Here is a 17300-nt window from a genome sequence, read left to right on the forward strand (position 1 = left end):
GTGGCGAGCGCGCGTTGCGCCCGTCGTCCACGCTCACCGATCCAACCGACCGACACGATGACCGCCCTCTCCCGGATTCCCGCTTTCAATGCCGCCGAAACGGCCGCGCTGCTCGACTACCCGGCGCTGCTCGCCACGCTCACGCACACCGTCGCCGAGTATGCGGCCGGCGAGATCGTCAGCCCCGAACGGCTCGTCGTGCCGCTGCAGGGAGGCGGCGTGATGCTGTCGATGCCGTCGAGTGCGCGCGACCTCGCGAGCCACAAGCTCGTGAACGTGTGCCCCGGCAACGCCGCGCGCGGGCTGCCGACGATCCTCGGCCAGGTGAGCGCGTACGACGCGACGACGGGCGAGATGCGCTTCGTGCTCGACGGCCCGACCGTCACGGGGCGCCGCACGGCGGCCATCACCGCGCTCGGCATCCAGGCGCTGCACGGCGCCGCGCCGCGCGACATCCTGCTGATCGGCACCGGCAAGCAGGCGGCCAATCACGCGGAAGCGCTGGCGGCGATCTTTCCGGACGCGCGTCTGCACGTGCGCGGCTCGCGCGCCGGCAGCGCGGCCGCGTTCTGCGCCGCGCACCGCGCGCAGGCCCCGCAACTCGCGCCGCTCGACGGCGACGCGATTCCCGATGCGATCGACGTCGTGGTCACGCTGACGACGAGCCGCACGCCCGTCTATCGCGAAGCGGCGCGCGAAGGCCGCCTCGTGGTCGGCGTCGGCGCGTTCACCGCGGACGCCGCCGAGATCGACGCCGACACCGTGCGCCACAGCCGGCTGGTCGTCGACGACCCGGCCGGCGCGCGTCACGAGGCCGGCGACCTGATCGTCGCCCAGGTCGACTGGCAACAGGTCGCGTCGCTCGCCGACGTCCTGCGCGGCGCCTTCGAGCGTCGCGGACCGCTGCTGTTCAAGACCGTCGGCTGTGCCGCATGGGATCTGGCCGCGTGCCGCACGGCACGCGATGCGCTGGACGCGCGCCGGGGCGACTGATTCCACGGCGGGGGCAGCAACAACGGCAGCGGCCGACAATCGCCCACGCCTCCCGGCGGCCCGCCCCTAGCGTCGCCGCCGCTTTCGCCCGCGCTTGTAGGAATCGCCCTACAACGCGTCGAACAGGCCTACACAAACTTCCAATTCGGCCGATTTCATTTTCGGCGGCGCAACACGATACTGCGGGCATGAATGCCAGCCTGTCACCCGCCGTCGCGCTCAGGGTGTTCCTCGTCGATCACGCCGTCGCCGTGCGGCAACGCATCGCGCTGCTCGTCGGCGCGATCGGCGGCGTCGTGGTCGTCGGCGAAGCGGAGGACGGCCAGGACGCGTGGACGCACATCCGCAGCAGCCGCGCGGACGTCGTGATCGTCGACCTGCGGCTCGCGGACGGCGGCGGTCTCGAGCTGATCGGGATGCTGTCGAAGGCCGCGCCGCCCGTCGTCACGATCGTGCTGACGAACCACTCGGCGCTTGCATTCAGAGAGGCATGCGCGGCGGCCGGAGCCGATTATTTCTTCGACAAGACCGCCGAATTCGACGCCGCATGCCGCGTCATCGAATCCCTGGTGCACGCTCGCGCGCACCAACCCTGATCGAGCCGGAGTGATTCATGTCTACCGCCACCGCCACCGCCTTCGCCACCGCCCCGCCCGTCGCGGCTCGGCCACCGATGCCGCTTCACGCGGTCGCACGCACCGACACCGCCAAACATCCGGCCGCGCGCTGCTCAGTGTGCGCGATGCGCTCGATGTGCCTGCCGCCCGACCTGACCGCGGACGAATACGGCCGCCTCGACGCGATCATCTGCTCGACCCGGCACGTTCGCCAGGGCGACTCGCTGTTCCGCACCGACGACCCGTTCCAGAGCATCTATGCGGTGCGCGCGGGCTCGTTCAAGACGGTGATGATGCATCGCGACGGCCGCGAGCACGTGAACGGCTTCCAGATCGCCGGCGAAACGCTCGGCATGGACGGCATCGGCACCGGCCGCCACTGCTGCGACGCGATCGCGCTCGAGGACAGCGTCGTGTGCATCATCCCGTTCGTCGCGCTCGAAGCCGCATGCCGCGAAATGAAATCGATGCAGCATTTTCTCTATCAGATGCTGAGCAGCGAGATCGTCCGCGAATCGAGCCAGATGCTGCTGCTCGGCACGATGTCGGCCGAGCAGCGCGTCGCGCATTTCCTGCTGAACCTGTCGTCGCGCTTCGAAGCGCGCGGTTATTCGGCATCGGAATTCAACCTGCGGATGACGCGCGAGGAAATCGGCTGCTATCTCGGCATGAAGCTCGAGACGGTGAGCCGGATGTTCTCGCGGTTCCATCGGGAGTCGCTCGTCGAAACACGCGGCAAGCGCGTGCGGATCATCGACGCGCAGGCGCTCGCACAGGTCTGACGGATAGAGCGCGCGCGGCCGGCATCATTGCGCGGCGGCGCCCGTCTTGACCTGACGTAACGCGACGGCGGCTTCGGATTCGTCCGCGTGCCACGCGGACAGCGCCTGTTCGGCGTGCGCGAACGCGCGGCGCATCGTGTCGTTCACATCGTCGCCGGTGCTGGACGGCAGCGATGCCGGCGCGCGATCGTGCATCAGCAGTTCGAGCCGCACGTCGTAGGTGCGGTCTCCGTCATCGGTCGTGCGCGACTCGATCGTCAGCCGGCAATCGGCGAGCCGTGCGCGGAATCGTTCGAGCCGCACCAGTTGCGCCCCCGCCTCGGCTTCGAGTGCGGCGTACCCCGTGAATCCGACGCAGACGATCTGCATGCCCACGCCCATGGGGCGCCTCCTGACGAGATCGGTGCCCGTCGACCGCGTACCTGTCACTGTGTATCCCTGTCCCGTACGCGGCGCGATGACCGACGCGGCGTTCACTGCCTGTGGCAGCCCCACCTGCGCGCAACCATCGGCGCGAGAGAATTCATACGCTGAATGTCTGCGACGCCTTCATTTCGATCCACGTCATCCCGGCCCGCAGCCCTTCGATCGCCGCCTCGTGCTCGGTGGGATACGCGTGACTGTGTTCGAACGTGTGATGAAAACGCGCCGCCCCCGTGCCATGCTCAACGGACACACGACAGCGGAACTCGCCGGATTCGCACGGTCGCGTCTCGATTTCGACCGACCAGTCGCGTTCATGAATCGTACCTTGCAGTGTCATGCGCCCTCCTGCGGGATCAGTCTTCCTCGAGCCGGAAATGACCGCTATGCAGCAACACCGGCCGTCCCCCGATTTCTTCGAGCATTCGTCGTGCCATCGCATCGATCGCCGACCGATGCGCTTCGAACGCAGCGAGCAGATCCCGCTCGAGCAGCGATGGCGCGCCGAAATGGTCTTCCAGCGCTTCGGCCGTGATCGCGCACTGCACGCAGCGACCATCGACCAGCGCCGAAAATGCGACGACCAGATCGCGTCCGCAATATTCGGGCGGTTCCGGTGGAAAGGCAATCTGCATCTGTCCGCCTGTCATCGTCGTGACGATCCCATGACATGAGCATAGCCGCCTGCACGGCCGCGCGCTTGACCCACGTCAACGGCTTCGCTGCGCCGCACGATGCGGCGCCCCTCGCATGGCGTGGAGCGGCGTTCAGCCCGCGTCCGCGTCGATTGCCGCACCGCGCTCGGCCAGCAGTTCGCGCAGCACGCCGCGATGGCAGCGGCGTTCGTCCTCGCAGTAGCAGCCGATCGAGAACGCGCTCGTCGCCGACAGCGCGGCGAGCAGATCCAGCACCTTCGGCGCGTCGCCATGCGCCATTTCCGCGCGAAAGCGGCGCGTGAACGCGCGCCATTCGGCGTCGGTTTCGGCCGCCAGCGCCTGCGCGACGAGCTCGGGGCTCGGCGACAACGTCGGCAACCATACATCATAGTAGTTGCGCGACGCGAATTCCGCCCTCGGTACGCCGCGCGGCGGTCGCCGCACCGTGCCGATCCTCAGGCCCTCGCCGGCCGCGCGCGGCGTGCCGAGCCGTACGATTCGAATTGCCATGCCGCTCCTTGGTCATGCGTTCGAGTTTCCATCGTAGCGCCGCGCCGCCGCCGCGCAACAAAAAACCGGCTGCCTCCACAAAGGAGACAGCCGGTTTCGGCGAAACGATCGGGCGCCCGAAGGCGTGCGGTCAGACGCCGCTCTTCAGCACCTTGCCGATGGATTCCGCGACGATGCCGACGTTCGAATCGTTCAGGCCCGCGACGCACATGCGGCCCGAACGCAGGATGTACACGCCGTGCACTTCGCGCAGCGCGTCGACCTGGGCTTCGGTCAGGCCCGTGTACGTGAACATCCCGCGCTGCTTCACGTAGCGAGTGAGCGCTTCACCGCTGACGTGGTCGCGCAGGCCGTCGTGGATCGACTGGCGCATCCGCGCGATGCGGCGGCACATCGCGGCGAGCTCTTCTTCCCACTGCTTGCGCAGCGCCGGCGTGTTGAGCACGGTCGCCACGACCTTCGCGCCGTAGGTTTGCGGGTTGCTGTAGTTCGAGCGCACCGCGCCGGCCAGTTGGCCCAGCACGCGCTCGGCCGCGGCCGCATCCTCGCAGACGACGCTCAGGCCGCCGACCCGCTCGCCGTACAGCGAGAAATTCTTCGAGAACGAGTTCGCGACGAGCGCCGGCACGCCGCGGCGGGCCAGTTCGCGCACCGCGAACGCATCCGCGTCGAGGCCCGCGCCGAAGCCCTGGTACGCCATGTCGACGAACGGCAGCAGCCCGCGCGCCTCGATCACGTCGATCAGCTTCTCCCACTGGCCTTCGTCGAGATCGACGCCGGTCGGGTTATGGCAGCACGCGTGCAGCAGCACGATGCTGCGCGCCGGCAGCGCGTCGATCGCCGCGAGCATCGCGTCGAACTTCAGGCCGCCCGTCGCTTCGTCGTAGTACGGGTACGTGTTCACCGTGAAGCCGGCGCGCTCGAAGATGAAGCGGTGGTTTTCCCAGCTCGGATCGCTGAGCCATACCTGCGCGTCCGGGAAGTAGCGCTTCAGGAAATCGGCGCCCACCTTCAGCGCGCCCGAGCCGCCGAGCGTCTGCACGGTCGCGATGCGGCCGGCCGCACGCGCCGGGTGATCGGCGCCGAACACGAGCGCCTGCACGGCGTCGCGATACGCGGCGAGGCCGACCATCGGCAGGTAGGGTTTCGGGCCGAGGTCGCGCTGCAGCGCGGTTTCGGCTTCGCGCACGGCACCCATCACGGGAATCCGGCCTTCGGCATCGAAATAGATGCCGATGCTCAGGTTGACCTTCTGATCGCGCGGATCTTTCTGGAAGTTCTCGTTGAGCGTCAGGATCGGATCGCCCGGGTACGCGTCGATGTGTTCGAACATGGCTATGTCGGTCTCGTCTGGAAGGATGATCGTGGTGCCCGTGTCAGCGCGCGGACGCGCCGTCGCGCATCGCATAGCCCGCATTCTTCTGCCGGAAGCGATACCCGATCGCGAGCACCGCGAGCCATACGGGGATCAGGTACACCGACAGACGGAGATCCGGCGTCAGGTACATCACGACGAGAATGCCGGCCATGAACACCAGGCACAGGTAATTCGTGAAAGGATAGCCCAGACTGCGGAACGAAGTCTGCTCCCCGGCGATGCGCTTGGCCTGGCGGAACTTCAGGTGGATCAGCGTGATCATCGCCCAGTTGATGATCAGCGCCGACACGACGAGGCCCATCAGCACCTCGAACGCCTTGCCCGGCATGAAGTAGTTGACCAGCACGCATGCGCCGGTCGCGAGCGCCGACGCGCCGAGCGCGGCGAGCGGAATGCCGCGCTTGTTCACCGAGCACAGCACCTTCGGCGCGTTGCCCTGCTTCGCGAGGCCGAACAGCATCCGGCTGTTGCTGTACACGCCGCTGTTGTAGACCGACAGCGCGGCCGTCAGCACGACCACGTTCAGCACGTTCGCGACCAGGTTGCTGCTCAGCGCATGGAAGATCAGCACGAACGGGCTGCCGCCGGTGACGACCTTTTCCCACGGATACAGCGACAGCAGCACCGCCAGCGCGCCGATGTAGAAAATCAGGATCCGGTAGATCACCTGGTTGGTCGCGCGCGGAATGCTGTGCTTCGGATCGTCGGCCTCGGCCGCGGTGATGCCGATCAGCTCCAGCCCGCCGAACGAGAACATGATCGCCGCCATCGACATCACGAGCCCCGACACGCCGTTCGGGAAGAAGCCGCCGTGCTGCCACAGGTTCGCGATGCTCGCCTCCGGGCCCGCGTGGCCGCTCGCGAGCAGCCAGCCGCCGAAGCCGATCATCCCGACGATCGCGGCGACCTTGATGATCGAGAACCAGAATTCCGTCTCGCCGTACGACTTCACGCTTGCCAGGTTCAGCAGGTTGATCGCGACGAAGAACACCAGCGCGGACACCCAGGTCGGCACGCCGGGCCACCAGTACTGCACGTAGATCCCGACGGCCGACAGCTCGGCCATGCTCACGAGGATGTACAGCACCCAGTAGTTCCAGCCGGACAGGAAGCCGGTGAAGTGGCCGACGTATTTATCGGCGAAGTAGCTGAACGAGCCGGCCACCGGCTCGTCGACGACCATCTCGCCGAGCTGGCGCATGATGAAGAACGCGACGATGCCGGCCACCGCGTAGCCGAGCAGCACGGACGGGCCGGCCATCTTGATCGTCTGCGCGATGCCGAGGAACAGCCCCGTGCCGAGCGCGCCGCCGAGGGCGATCAGCTGGATGTGCCGGTTCTTCAGCCCCCGCTTCAGGCCGTCCTTCTCGTTTCCAGAAACCATGTCTTCTCCATGTTGCCCGCCTCCGCCGGAAGCGGTGCGGCACGCCTCGGTGTGCCGGGCGTTGTTTTGCTGTGCCGGCGGCCGTTCGTGGAGCCGCCGGGTTGGGGACTGCGATCTTCGCGCGGTGACGCCCGATTCCTGTCGGCAGGCCCGCCAGCCCGGCCGCCGACCGTCGTCCTCGCCCGCGTCGCCGCGGCCGCGCACGAAAATCCGGCGTCAGTTTAGCGTCGCGACGGCGAAATCGGGTTGCGTAACCCGCTCATGCAAACCCTACATTATGAGATAAAATTGCACCCCGGAGACAGACGAGGAAACAAAAATGCCTGAACCGGTTCTCGATCGCATCGATCGCCACTTGTTGTCGGTATTGCAGGAGAACGGCCGCGCGTCGAACCTCGACCTGGCCAAGGCCGTCGGCCTGTCGCCCGCGCAGACGCTGCGGCGCCACCGCCGGCTGGAGGAGATCGGCGCGATCCGCCGCTACGAAACCCGTCTGTGCGCCGATACGCTCGGGTTCGGCGTCACCGCGTTCGTGCACGTGACGATGGAGCGCGGGCATATCCGCGATCTGTCGAAGTTCCAGAAACTCGTGTCGGATCTCGCGCAGATCCAGGAATGTTTCTCGGTGACGGGCGATATCGACTACGTGCTGAAGGTCGTCGCGCATGATCTGAAGGGGCTGTCCACGTTCCTGCTCGAAACGCTGATGCGCATTCCCGGCGTCAGCGGCGTGCATTCGAGTGTCTGTCTCGATGAAATCAAGTGCACTAGTGCGATGCCGTTGGACAGCTAGCGGCCGGCGCTTCCGGCGCGGCCACCGGTAATGCACCGGCTGTGTGCGACCCACCTGGAGATAGTGGTGGCTTGCGCCGCCCCTCCGTTTCCCGCGTAATATCGCCATATCGACTCGCCACCCATCATTCGGTAGCGATTTTCACTAAAAATCGTACATATCCAATAGGCAACGTGCCTGCTGTCGGCGATCGTCTTTTCTTCCTTAACAGACAGAGAATCGACCATGCGCCGAACGGCAGTAAGAGACGGCGATCCGACCACGACCGGCGGATTCGTCATTGCGGTCACGTCCACGATGTTCGACAACGGCAAGCATGTCGCCATCGACGGAGACGAAGCGACATGTGGTGACTGCAAGGGAACGTTCAAGATTTTTGGCAGCGCCCAGCGTATGAGTTGCCATGGCCGCAGAGTCGTTCTAAATGGTGACCCGGTTCTTTGCCCATGTGAACAGAACAAGGTCATGGCGGGCGGCGACAGCATGATTTTCTATGAAGAAGGTAATGCACCCAGTACTGCACCGGCGATAGGCAGCGCACGACCCGTTGCCCCGACAGAGCAATCAGGAGCCGCGCCTTTCCAATACGACGAGAAGATCAAGTGCGTTGCGCGCGGGTCAATACTCGCTGGATATCCTTACTACATCGAGACAGCAGACGGCCGTACGTATTCCGGATGCCTTGACTCCAGTGGCGCCCTCCCACGCATTGACACCATGGCGGCGAGCGGCACTTACGTCGTCCATTGGGGCGACGAAGCTATCGCAAAGCAATACGGAGCATGACTGATGCCGAATCCGCCCACGAACGTCCGCACCAACAACACACCCCTCTCCGAAAAAACCGTACCGCTCAAAGCACTGACATTTCAGCAGCTTTGGCGCGCATACCCGACGAAAGACCCATACGACGACCCGACCGGCGAGTATGAAAATCAATGTGCGATCCGGATGAGCGTTACGTTTCATGCGGCCGGGAGCGACATGAAGTCGTTTTCGCAAAAGGTACTGAAGCCGATGCCGGGAAAAGGAACGTTGGGACGGTTGCTCCTCAACGGCAAAGCAACTGCGACTCGCGCTTATGAACTGGCCGAATGGTTGAAACTCCGCCCATTCCTCGGCCTCGGCAAACCCGAAAATGTCACGGGGCCGGACTGGCAGGACAAGATAAGGGGCCGAACCGGTATCATCTACTTTTTCGGCTACTGGCGACAGGAAGGGGATTCGGCTGACGCCTTGAGTGGCGGACATATCGATCTGTGGAACAAGGATACCCTCACGCCGTCTGCCGCATCATTCTGGCGGTTTCGCCTCGGCGTACGGTCGATGATTAATCCGCTCGATTATCTTCGGGGCCGGCGCGGAAACTGGTATTCGGACCTGGCGGACTCGAAAGAAATCCTTTTCTGGGAAGTGGAATGAAACGACTGGCTGCCGCCCTCGGCGGATTCATATGGGGCTTGCTCGCGACATGGGCATCCCTCTATGCGTTCAGCCATATTCGGTGGTCCGCTACGCCGTCACATTCCACCGGCTGTAACGACATGGAGCACTGCGCCTCTCACGCCGTATTCATCGTCGGCCTGCTGGCGCTCACCTTGTGGCCCTCGGTCCTCTTTGCCGCAATCAACGCGTTCGCTTATCGGCGCTGGTCGTCGCGCAAATGGGCAACCGTGGTCGTTGTCGCTACGCTGTTTGTCGTGTTTTTTCATCTCGCGAGCTATGCGGCAGGCGCGCTAGGTCTGTTTAGCTAACTCGGATCAACGGGGCGGCGCAATGCGGCTGGCGCGCCGCCACGCTCTCTCAGGTCGCCTCGAACGCGCTGATCAGCAGCGCCCCGCAAGCAATCACCAGACACCCGCCCGCGCGACGCGGCGTCAGCCGCTCGCCGAGATACACGCGCGCGATCAGCGCCGCGAACACCACGCTCGTTTCGCGCAGCGCCGACACCGGTCCCATCGGCGCGCGATCCATCGCCCAGATCACGATCCCGTACGCGAGCGCCGCGAACACGCCGCCGCCCGCGGCCTTCGCCGTCTCGCCGATATCCTGCGTGAGCCGCAGCGGCCCCGCGCGCAGCCGGTAATACGCGGCCATCAGCAGCCCCGTCAGCACGAACATCCACCCGGTATAGCCGACCGTGCTGCCGCTTTCCCGCACGCCGATCCCGTCGACCACGCTGTACGCGGCGATCGATACGCCGGTCGCGAACGCGGTCAGCAACACGGGCGCCATCCGGTGTGGCGCGCCCCGCCCGCGCTCGAGCCCGATCGCCAGAATGCCGGCGCAGATCAGCACGAGTCCGCATTGCGCGCCCGCGTTCAGGCGCTCGCCCGCGAACACCGCCGCGCCCAGCGTGACGAGCAGCGGCGCGGTGCCGCGCGCGACCGGATACGCGACGCTCAGGTCGCCGTGCTCGTACGCGCGCACCAGCAGCAACGTATAGACGACATGGATCACCGCCGACGCGACGACGCAGGCCCAGCTCGCGGGCGTGATCGGCGCGGCGCCCGGCAGGAACAGCAGCGCGAAGAGCCCGATCGCGATCTGCAGCACTGTGGCCGAGCGCAGCCGGTCGCCGCTGCTGCGTACGAGTGCATTCCACGACGCATGCAGGAAGGCGGCACACAGGACGGCAAGCAGAACGGGGATCGGCACGTTGAATACTCGCTGACGGCCGGCAACGCGAAATCGTTGCCGGGGCCGATCATCGTATGAATGTGTCACCGGATTGTCAAAAAAGCCGCTGCACGACCGCGTGGACCGACACACCCGGCACGTGCCGCGGCCCGCCCGGCGCGGCATCCACGGCGACGACCGCGCCCGCCGCCGAATGTGTCGCGCCGGTTGCATCGGCCCGCGCCTTTCTGCTGTCTTTCGCGCCGCGTCTCGCCGTAATGGAGTCGATACCGCGGCGCAACCGTCGCGAAACCGATTCGCCCCCATATCTTCATACCGGGCTGTTTCAATGCCGGTGCTCCATCACGAGCCCCGCGCCGAACCGAGACGACGACGGGGCCGCTCTCCACCATCGACCACCTCACCTGGAGTTTCCCGATGTTCCGTCAAGCCTTGCTCGTCACCGCCTGTGCAGGCGCAGCGCTTGCGCTGTTCGCCTGCGGCGGCAGCGACGATCCGACGTCGACGCCCGCGGTGTCGTCGCAGGATGCACTGCAGACCGCCACGCCGATCAAGCACGTCGTCGTGATCTACGGCGAAAACGTGTCGTTCGACCATTACTTCGGCACCTACCCGAACGCGTCGAACCCGTCCGGCGAACCGGCCTTCACCGCCAAGCCCGGCACGCCGACGGTCAACGGGCTGACGGGCACGCTGCTCACCGCGAACCCGAACTTCACGAACACGGCCAACGGCACCGACGCCGCGAACCCGTTCCGCCTCGACCGCACGCAGGCCGCGACGGCTGACCAGAACCACGCGTACACGGCCGAGCAGCAGGCCGAGGACAACGGCCTCGCCGACCTGTTCCCGAAATACACCGGCAAGGGCTCGTCCGGCGGCGCCGGCGCGTTCGGCACGAAAGGCCAGGTGATGGGCTACTTCGACGGCAACACCGTCACCGCGCTGTGGAACTACGCGCAGCGCTTCGCGATGAGCGACAACGCGTATACGACGGTCTACGGCCCGTCGACGCCGGGCGCGCTGAACGTCGTGTCGGGCCAGACCAACGGGATGCAGATCGTCAAGACGTCGAAGCAGCCGTCGACGCTCGCGGCCACCTCGTACTACGTCAACGACGGCCAGGGCGGCTTCACGATGATCAACGACGTCGACCCCGGCTTCGACGTGTGCTCGAGCACGACCGACCAGGCGATGATGAGCAGCAAGAACATCGGCGACCTGCTGAACGCCGCGAAGATCACGTGGGGCGGCTTCATGGGCGGCTTCAACCTGTCGACGACCAACGGCAACGGCACGACCGGCTGTAACCGCAGCACCGTCGCCACCGCCGTGAACGCGGCGACGGCCGACTACATCCCGCACCACAACTGGTTCCAGTACTACGCATCGACCGCGAACCCGCAGCACACGCGTCCGAGCAGCGTCGCGGCGATCGGCTCGAGCGTCCAGGCCGACGGCAAGACGGCCGAGCCGGCGAACCACCAGTACGACAGCGACGACTTCTTCGCGGCCGTGAAGGCCGGCAATTTCCCGTCGGTCAGCTTCCTCAAGGCGCCGGCCGCGCAGGATGCGCACGCGGGCTACTCGGATCCGCTCGACGAGCAGGCGTTCGTGACGAAGGTCGTCAACTTCCTGCAGCAGCAGCCCGACTGGAAGAACACGGCCGTGATCGTCACCTATGACGACTCCGACGGCTGGTACGACCACGCGTACACGGCGCCGACCCACGCGTCGTCCGATGCGGTCGACCAGGTGAACGGCAACGGCGCATGCGGCACGGGCGGCACCACCGGCGTGAACGGCGGCACCGTGAACGGCCGCTGCGGTCCGGGTGTGCGCATTCCGCTGGTCGTGATCTCGCCGTACGCGAAGCAGAACTATGTCGACCACACGATGATCGACCAGGCGTCGGTCGTGCGCTTCATCGAGGACAACTGGCTCGGCGGCCAGCGCATCGGCGGCGGTTCGTTCGATGCGACGGCGGGCGACCTGCGCGGGCTGTTCGACTTCGCGTCGAAGCCGAATACGGCGCCGCTGTATCTCGATCCGACGCAAGGCACCGTGCTGAGCGCGGCGCCGTCGATCTGACCGGCATTGCCTGATCGTTAGCAGCAGGCAATAACAAGCAGCAGCAGGCCGGCGCATCGTGCGCCGGCCGTTTCCATTCACCGCGCCGCCTTTACGCCGCACCCGACCTTCGACCGCCAGCATGACAGCTCGTCCCGCGTTCCCGTCTCCCGACGCATCCGGCGCCGCCGCGCCGCGTTCCCCTGCCCGCGTACTGCGCCGCGCGGCGTTCGTGCTCGGCGCGGCCGTGCTCGGCTACGGCGCGTTCGCGATCGCGTTTCCGGCTCGGACGCCGGCGGCGATCGGCGACGTCGTCGCCGACTGGACGGGCGCGAATCCGCATCCGGTCGTGCTGCAGCGCCCGGCCGCGCAGCCGCTGTCCGCGGTCGCGCAACTTGGGCGTGCACTGTTCGCCGATCCGTCGCTGTCGGCATCCGGCAAGCAGTCGTGCGCGTCGTGCCACAGCCCCGATCATGCATACGGGCCGCCGAACGGGCTCGACGTGCAGCCGGGCGGCCTCGCGATGACGCAGCAGGGTTACCGTCCGCCGCCGTCGCTGATGTACCTGTACCGCCAGCCGAATTTCAGCATCGGCCCCGATGCGGGCGAAAACGACGCCGCGCCGAGCGTCGCGCAGCAGGCGGCAGCCGCGGCCAGCGTCGTGAAGGCGCAGAAGGTGGCCGGCACGTCGGCCGCGCCGCAACTCGTGCCGCAGGGCGGGATGTTCTGGGATGGCCGCGCCGATACGCTGCAGCAGCAGGCGTTCGGGCCGCTGCTGAATCCGGTCGAGATGGCGAACGCGAGCGTCGACGACGTCGCGCGCAAGCTCGCGCAGTCGTCGCATCGCGCGCAGTTCGAGCAGTTGTTCGGCGCGCGCGTGTTCTCCAGCCCGCAGCTTCTGGTGTCGGAGGCGATGTTCGCGATCGCGCGCTATCAGGTCGAGGATCCGTCGTTCCATCCGTACAACAGCAAGTACGATCGCTGGCTCGAGGGCCGCGCGCGCCTGACGCGGGCCGAGTTGCGCGGGCTGAGGCTCTTCAACGATCCGGACAAGGCGAATTGCGCGGGCTGCCATCTGTCCAGGCCCGGCAAGGACGGCCTGCCGCCGATGTTTACCGACTACCAGTACGAGGCGCTCGGCGCGCCGCGCAACCGGGCGCTCGCGCAGAACCGCAACCCGGCGTTCCACGATCTCGGCGTGTGCGGGCCGTTCCGCGAGGACCTGAAGGACCAGACGCAGTATTGCGGGATGTTCCTCACGCCTACGCTGCGCAACGCGGCGACGCGCCAGGTGTTCTTCCACAACGGCGTGTTCCATACGCTCGACCAGGTCATGGCGTTCTACAACGAGCGCAGCATCTCGCCGCAGAAGTTCTATGCGCGCGGCGCGGACGGCAAGGTCGACGAGTACGACGATATTCCGCCGCAGTACCGCGCGAACGTCGACGTGACCGATGCGCCGTTCGATCGCAAGCCCGGCGACAAGCCCGCGATGACCGAGCAGGACATCAAGGATATCGTCGCGTTTCTCGGGACGCTGACCGACGAGCCGGCACGCTGAGGAATCGCCGTTGCACTAGCGGAGCAGCGCAACGTTCTCGTCGATCCGACGCTGAATGTGCATCAGGGTATCGTCGGTAATGGTGCCCTGATAGTCGCGCGTCGCAATGGCCGACCATCGGCTGGCCACCGAGCACATGCGGTCGATCATGTCGCCGGCCGCCGCGGGGGGAATCTCCGCCTCCTTCGCCAGCCCGAGCAAGGCCGCTCGGTCGATCTGCAGGGCCTCGCCCATGACGTCCATCTGGTGATAACCGCCCGGTCCCTCGCAGAATGTCACGTCATAGGCCGGCGCGAGCTTCCACTCGCCGGATCGCGCCATGATGTACGCGAAGTTCTTGGGATGATCGTCCCGGTTGTTGAAGGCGACGTTGAAGACCGCCCGCTCGAACGCCCGCGCCTTTTCGCGGACGTCATTGGTGCACATGTGGGTCGCACGCAGGAAATTCACGTAATCCAGCGCACCCGGCGTTTTGTAATCGGCACCGGTAAACGCAGCGACGCTTTGCATGGGCACGCGCAGACCGTCCCGTCGATCGAAACGCCTGGATGCAAATGCCGCCATCCCGCCCGGCAAATCGAAATGCAACGTGTCGGGGGTCTCGATGCCGCACATGCGCAAGCACTCGGCGTAGACCATCTCGATCGCGCACACCTCCGGATGCTCTTGCCGCGCCGGGAACTTGACCAGCCACGCTTCAAAACCCGCCGCGGCGGCCGTGGTAAAGACGCCGGAGCGCGGATCGCGATAGACCAGCGCCTTCGGCCTGGCGCCTTGCGGAGAACCGCCGACCTGCAGCAACTGATGAAGGAACGCTCCGCCTTCACCATCGAGGACTTCCTGTACCTCGGCCGCGAGCCGATCCAGGGGAATATTCGGCTGCGGCTCCTGGATCTCGGGCGCGACGGGTTCGAACGACATGGCCCCCATCGCATGGCTGCCAATGTAAGCCAGACGCTCCAGCGGCCCGATGCGTGCCGCGTTGAGGCCGCGGCGTTTGAACAACCGATCCATCAGCAACATGCCCCATCCGTCGGGCAGCGCGTCGTAGACGGGCCCCGGCAGCCCTAGCTGATGGGCCGGAAAATCCTTGCGCAGCTTGCTCCCATGCACCGGCAGTGCATAAGCCGACAGCTCGAGCCCCCGCTTGCGTGCGTCATCGCTATATTCGAATACGATCAACGGGCGCCCCGTGATGGCCGTCGTCGAGACCAGCGATCCCCACAGCCAGTGCTCCCCCCAGCCGTCGTAGTAGACATCGACCCGCTCAATCATTTCTCGTCGTCCTCTTGACGCGCTGACGTTTGGCGCTCTTTTCATACCGGTGAACATCGTCCAGGCTATCGAGCTTCGGCAGGAACAGCGCTTCGAGTTCCTTGCTTCGTCCAAGAACCATGGCTACACGAATGACCGTTTCGAGGCTCACATTGCGTCCGGCTTCCAGGTTGGACACGGTATTGGCGCCGACGCCGGCACGCGCGGCCACGTCGGCCTGCGTGAGTTGCAACGCCAATCGCTCCGTGCGAAGCCGCTCGCAAAGGAGTGTGACGATTTCAGCGGGTTTGCGAAAGCTTAATTCCAACATAGTGGGCCTTGTGGCGCCAGAGGGCATATAACTCACAATATTATAGAGTTAACGCGTTAGCATGCTCAAGAACTGTAATTTCCTGATATTGTGATTTATAGGCGAATATGGCGTCATTACCACCAGTGACGCGGAATTAACTCCTGATGGACGTATGCCCCGTCATACCCCGCCACATTCTTGTTAGCACCGGCCACACCCCGCTTTGCGCCCCGCGTTTTCCCCTACCTCGAACTCCTTGACGCTACCCGTCCCCATCGACAACACTTTGCCCATCGCAAGTGTGATCACAGATCGCAGATCAAACCCAGGAGAACCCCCGGCCTTGGCACCCCGTATCGTCCCGCCCGCACTGAAAGTCATCGAATCGGAAACGATGGCCGACAAGGTCTACCAGCAACTGCGCGAAGCGCTGATGAGCGGCCGTTTCGCGCCCGGTCAGGCGCTGAGCCTGCGCAGCGTCGCCGAGGCGGTCGGCTCGTCGACGATGCCCGTGCGCGCCGCGCTCACGCGGCTGCGCGCCGAACGCGCGCTGGTGGACGGCCCGAACCGCGCGCTCGTCGTGCCGCCGATGACGCTCGACATGCTCGACGAACTGCGCGACGTGCGGATCGCGCTCGAAGGATGCATCGCCGAACGCGCGTGCGCACGGATGACCGACGCGCAGATCGCCGCCGTGCGCAAGACCTGCGAAACGATGCAGGCGCAGGTCGAGGCCGGCCGTTCGCGCGCCTACCTGCAGAGCAATTTCGCGTTCCACAGCGCGATCTACGCGCACGGCGCGAGCGAAAGCACGCTCGCGATCATCGAGAACCTGTGGATGCGCGTCGGGCCGTTCCTCAACATGGTCGCGCTCGATATCCCGCACATGCGGCGCTCGATGGATGCGCACCGCGCGATCGTCGATGCGCTCGAACGGCGCGACGGCACCGGCGTACGTGCCGGCATCGCGCTCGACATCGGCGGCGCCGCGCACGATCTCGCCGAAACGCTGCGCGCCGAGCAGACCCCGCGGCGCGCGAATGCGAAGCCGTAGCGGCCACCTTCCGCGGCAAGCAGCCCCCGAAGGCGCGCCGCACCCAATAACTTCAACGATGGAGACAACCCGGCATGACAGCTTCCGACCTGCTGAAACCCTATGACGGCCTGCGCGTCCTCGTGACGGGCGGCGCGTCGGGCATCGGTCTCGAAATCGCCGACGCGTTCGCCGATTGCGGCGCGCGCGTCCACGTGTGCGATGCGTCGCAAGCCGCGATCGCGGCGCTGGCGGACCGGCCGTCGCGCGCCGCGATCAGTGCGACGCTGGCCGACGTATCCGATCCGGCCGCGGTCGAGCGCGTGTTCGCGGACATAGCGAAGACGCTCGGCGGCCTCGACGTGCTCGTCAACAACGCAGGCATCGCCGGCCCCACGGGCGGCATCGACGAAATCGATCCCGTGCAGTGGGAGCAGACGATCGCGATCAACCTGAACGCGCAATTCCAGTTCGCGCGGCGCGCGGTGCCGCTCCTGCGTGACGCGAAGCACGGCGGCGCGATCATCGCGCTGTCGTCGGTCGCGGGGCGGCTCGGCTACGCGTTCCGCACGCCCTATGCGGCGACCAAGTGGGCCGTCGTCGGTCTCGTGAAAAGCCTCGCGATCGAGCTCGGGCCGCTCGGCATACGCGTGAACGCGATCCAGCCCGGCATCGTCCGCGGCCCGCGGATGCGCCGCGTGATCGAAGCACGCGCGCAGCAGCTCGGCATCGGCTACGACGAGATGGAGAAGCGCTATCTCGAGAAGATCTCGCTGCGGCGCATGACGGATCCGGCCGAAATCGCCGCGACCGCGCTGTTCCTGTGCTCGCCCGGCGGGCACGGCATCACCGGGCAGGCGATTTCCGTCTGCGGCAACGTCGAAGTGCTCTGA

General features: G+C 66.1%; 20 protein-coding genes. 11 read left to right on the forward strand and 9 right to left on the reverse strand.

Features of this window, described 5'->3' with window-relative positions; translation table 11 throughout:
- Positions 1-57 precede the first annotated feature (57 nt).
- The 3 genes from lhpI to SB771_RS15160 all read left to right on the forward strand — a co-directional run bounded on the left by lhpI (position 58) and on the right by SB771_RS15160 (position 2392).
- The gene (lhpI, locus tag SB771_RS15150) at positions 58-993 is read left to right on the forward strand and encodes a bifunctional Delta(1)-pyrroline-2-carboxylate/Delta(1)-piperideine-2-carboxylate reductase (RefSeq protein ID WP_175659269.1); all 936 of its coding nucleotides are present in this window, start codon (positions 58-60) and stop codon (positions 991-993) included.
- A gap of 188 nt (positions 994-1181) precedes the next feature.
- A complete protein-coding gene (locus SB771_RS15155; RefSeq protein WP_006752672.1) occupies positions 1182-1589 on the forward strand; it encodes a response regulator in 408 nt (135 codons plus the stop codon).
- 17 nt (positions 1590-1606) lie between these two features.
- Positions 1607-2392 carry a helix-turn-helix domain-containing protein gene (locus SB771_RS15160; RefSeq protein WP_175659270.1) on the forward strand — a complete coding sequence of 262 codons (786 nt, stop codon included), beginning with the start codon at positions 1607-1609 and terminating at the stop codon, positions 2390-2392.
- Positions 2393-2416: 24 nt separating this feature from the next.
- On the opposite strand, the gene SB771_RS15165 is transcribed toward SB771_RS15160, so the two are convergent.
- The 6 genes from SB771_RS15165 to SB771_RS15190 all read right to left on the reverse strand — a co-directional run bounded on the left by SB771_RS15165 (position 2417) and on the right by SB771_RS15190 (position 6743).
- Positions 2417-2773 carry a metal ABC transporter ATPase gene (locus SB771_RS15165; RefSeq protein WP_175659271.1) on the reverse strand — a complete coding sequence of 119 codons (357 nt, stop codon included), beginning with the start codon at positions 2771-2773 and terminating at the stop codon, positions 2417-2419.
- Between the two features lie 142 nt (positions 2774-2915).
- Positions 2916-3155, reverse strand: a complete 240-nt coding sequence (locus SB771_RS15170) for a hypothetical protein (RefSeq protein WP_006752669.1) — start codon at positions 3153-3155, stop codon at positions 2916-2918.
- A 16-nt stretch (positions 3156-3171) separates the two neighbouring features.
- Positions 3172-3465 (reverse strand): DUF1488 domain-containing protein, encoded by a 294-nt coding sequence (locus SB771_RS15175; RefSeq protein ID WP_126225373.1) that lies wholly within the window; start codon positions 3463-3465, stop codon positions 3172-3174.
- 117 nt (positions 3466-3582) lie between these two features.
- The gene (locus SB771_RS15180; RefSeq protein WP_175659272.1) at positions 3583-3981 is read right to left on the reverse strand and encodes a DUF488 domain-containing protein; all 399 of its coding nucleotides are present in this window, start codon (positions 3979-3981) and stop codon (positions 3583-3585) included.
- A 130-nt stretch (positions 3982-4111) separates the two neighbouring features.
- The gene (locus SB771_RS15185) at positions 4112-5314 is read right to left on the reverse strand and encodes an amino acid aminotransferase (RefSeq protein WP_011658770.1); all 1203 of its coding nucleotides are present in this window, start codon (positions 5312-5314) and stop codon (positions 4112-4114) included.
- A 43-nt stretch (positions 5315-5357) separates the two neighbouring features.
- Positions 5358-6743, reverse strand: a complete 1386-nt coding sequence (locus tag SB771_RS15190) for an amino acid permease (protein ID WP_165753072.1) — start codon at positions 6741-6743, stop codon at positions 5358-5360.
- Positions 6744-7062: 319 nt separating this feature from the next.
- Between SB771_RS15190 and SB771_RS15195 the strand changes: the two genes are divergently transcribed.
- From SB771_RS15195 to SB771_RS15210, 4 genes are all read left to right on the forward strand, one after another.
- On the forward strand, positions 7063-7536 hold the full coding sequence (locus tag SB771_RS15195) for an Lrp/AsnC family transcriptional regulator (RefSeq protein WP_175659273.1): 474 nt from the start codon (positions 7063-7065) through the stop codon (positions 7534-7536).
- Between the two features lie 225 nt (positions 7537-7761).
- Positions 7762-8322 (forward strand): PAAR domain-containing protein, encoded by a 561-nt coding sequence (locus tag SB771_RS15200; protein WP_244096718.1) that lies wholly within the window; start codon positions 7762-7764, stop codon positions 8320-8322.
- Between the two features lie 3 nt (positions 8323-8325).
- Entirely contained in the window at positions 8326-8958 is a 633-nt protein-coding gene (locus SB771_RS15205) for a type VI secretion system amidase effector protein Tae4 (RefSeq protein WP_165753070.1), read from the forward strand.
- Positions 8955-9290: a hypothetical protein gene (locus tag SB771_RS15210; protein ID WP_175659274.1), complete on the forward strand. Its 336-nt coding sequence runs from the start codon at positions 8955-8957 to the stop codon at positions 9288-9290. The genes SB771_RS15205 and SB771_RS15210 overlap by 4 nt, the downstream gene beginning before the upstream one ends.
- A gap of 49 nt (positions 9291-9339) precedes the next feature.
- On the opposite strand, the gene SB771_RS15215 is transcribed toward SB771_RS15210, so the two are convergent.
- On the reverse strand, positions 9340-10194 hold the full coding sequence (locus SB771_RS15215; protein WP_175659275.1) for an EamA family transporter: 855 nt from the start codon (positions 10192-10194) through the stop codon (positions 9340-9342).
- Positions 10195-10593: 399 nt separating this feature from the next.
- Here SB771_RS15215 and SB771_RS15220 point away from each other — a divergent pair, with 399 nt between their 5' ends.
- A complete protein-coding gene (locus SB771_RS15220; RefSeq protein WP_175659276.1) occupies positions 10594-12267 on the forward strand; it encodes a phospholipase C in 1674 nt (557 codons plus the stop codon).
- 121 nt (positions 12268-12388) lie between these two features.
- Complete coding sequence (locus SB771_RS15225; RefSeq protein ID WP_175659277.1) at positions 12389-13807, forward strand: cytochrome-c peroxidase; 1419 nt, start codon at positions 12389-12391, stop codon at positions 13805-13807.
- 15 nt (positions 13808-13822) lie between these two features.
- Here SB771_RS15225 and SB771_RS15230 read toward each other — a convergent pair whose 3' ends face one another.
- On the reverse strand, positions 13823-15082 hold the full coding sequence (locus SB771_RS15230) for a type II toxin-antitoxin system HipA family toxin (RefSeq protein WP_175659278.1): 1260 nt from the start codon (positions 15080-15082) through the stop codon (positions 13823-13825).
- The gene (locus tag SB771_RS15235; RefSeq protein ID WP_324251717.1) at positions 15075-15389 is read right to left on the reverse strand and encodes a helix-turn-helix transcriptional regulator; all 315 of its coding nucleotides are present in this window, start codon (positions 15387-15389) and stop codon (positions 15075-15077) included. Before SB771_RS15235 ends, SB771_RS15230 begins: the two co-directional genes overlap by 8 nt.
- A 328-nt stretch (positions 15390-15717) precedes the next feature.
- Between SB771_RS15235 and SB771_RS15240 the strand changes: the two genes are divergently transcribed.
- The gene (locus SB771_RS15240) at positions 15718-16428 is read left to right on the forward strand and encodes a GntR family transcriptional regulator (RefSeq protein ID WP_175659279.1); all 711 of its coding nucleotides are present in this window, start codon (positions 15718-15720) and stop codon (positions 16426-16428) included.
- Between the two features lie 74 nt (positions 16429-16502).
- Entirely contained in the window at positions 16503-17300 is a 798-nt protein-coding gene (locus tag SB771_RS15245; RefSeq protein ID WP_175659280.1) for an SDR family oxidoreductase, read from the forward strand.

Source organism: Burkholderia sp. SIMBA_051 (assembly GCF_046534915.1).
Lineage (GTDB): Bacteria > Pseudomonadota > Gammaproteobacteria > Burkholderiales > Burkholderiaceae > Burkholderia > Burkholderia ambifaria.

Excerpts from the sequence above, each read along its gene's own strand:
- lhpI (WP_175659269.1), top strand. The coding sequence starts at position 58 with ATGACCGCCCTCTCCCGGATTCCCGCTTTCAATGCCGCCGAAACGGCC.
- SB771_RS15155 (WP_006752672.1), top strand. The coding sequence starts at position 1,182 with ATGAATGCCAGCCTGTCACCCGCCGTCGCGCTCAGGGTGTTCCTCGTC.
- SB771_RS15160 (WP_175659270.1), top strand. The coding sequence starts at position 1,607 with ATGTCTACCGCCACCGCCACCGCCTTCGCCACCGCCCCGCCCGTCGCG.
- SB771_RS15165 (WP_175659271.1), bottom strand. The coding sequence starts at position 2,773 with ATGGGCGTGGGCATGCAGATCGTCTGCGTCGGATTCACGGGGTACGCC.
- SB771_RS15170 (WP_006752669.1), bottom strand. The coding sequence starts at position 3,155 with ATGACACTGCAAGGTACGATTCATGAACGCGACTGGTCGGTCGAAATC.
- SB771_RS15175 (WP_126225373.1), bottom strand. The coding sequence starts at position 3,465 with ATGACAGGCGGACAGATGCAGATTGCCTTTCCACCGGAACCGCCCGAA.
- SB771_RS15180 (WP_175659272.1), bottom strand. The coding sequence starts at position 3,981 with ATGGCAATTCGAATCGTACGGCTCGGCACGCCGCGCGCGGCCGGCGAG.
- SB771_RS15185 (WP_011658770.1), bottom strand. The coding sequence starts at position 5,314 with ATGTTCGAACACATCGACGCGTACCCGGGCGATCCGATCCTGACGCTC.
- SB771_RS15190 (WP_165753072.1), bottom strand. The coding sequence starts at position 6,743 with ATGGTTTCTGGAAACGAGAAGGACGGCCTGAAGCGGGGGCTGAAGAAC.
- SB771_RS15195 (WP_175659273.1), top strand. The coding sequence starts at position 7,063 with ATGCCTGAACCGGTTCTCGATCGCATCGATCGCCACTTGTTGTCGGTA.
- SB771_RS15200 (WP_244096718.1), top strand. The coding sequence starts at position 7,762 with ATGCGCCGAACGGCAGTAAGAGACGGCGATCCGACCACGACCGGCGGA.
- SB771_RS15205 (WP_165753070.1), top strand. The coding sequence starts at position 8,326 with ATGCCGAATCCGCCCACGAACGTCCGCACCAACAACACACCCCTCTCC.
- SB771_RS15210 (WP_175659274.1), top strand. The coding sequence starts at position 8,955 with ATGAAACGACTGGCTGCCGCCCTCGGCGGATTCATATGGGGCTTGCTC.
- SB771_RS15220 (WP_175659276.1), top strand. The coding sequence starts at position 10,594 with ATGTTCCGTCAAGCCTTGCTCGTCACCGCCTGTGCAGGCGCAGCGCTT.
- SB771_RS15225 (WP_175659277.1), top strand. The coding sequence starts at position 12,389 with ATGACAGCTCGTCCCGCGTTCCCGTCTCCCGACGCATCCGGCGCCGCC.
- SB771_RS15230 (WP_175659278.1), bottom strand. The coding sequence starts at position 15,082 with ATGATTGAGCGGGTCGATGTCTACTACGACGGCTGGGGGGAGCACTGG.
- SB771_RS15245 (WP_175659280.1), top strand. The coding sequence starts at position 16,503 with ATGACAGCTTCCGACCTGCTGAAACCCTATGACGGCCTGCGCGTCCTC.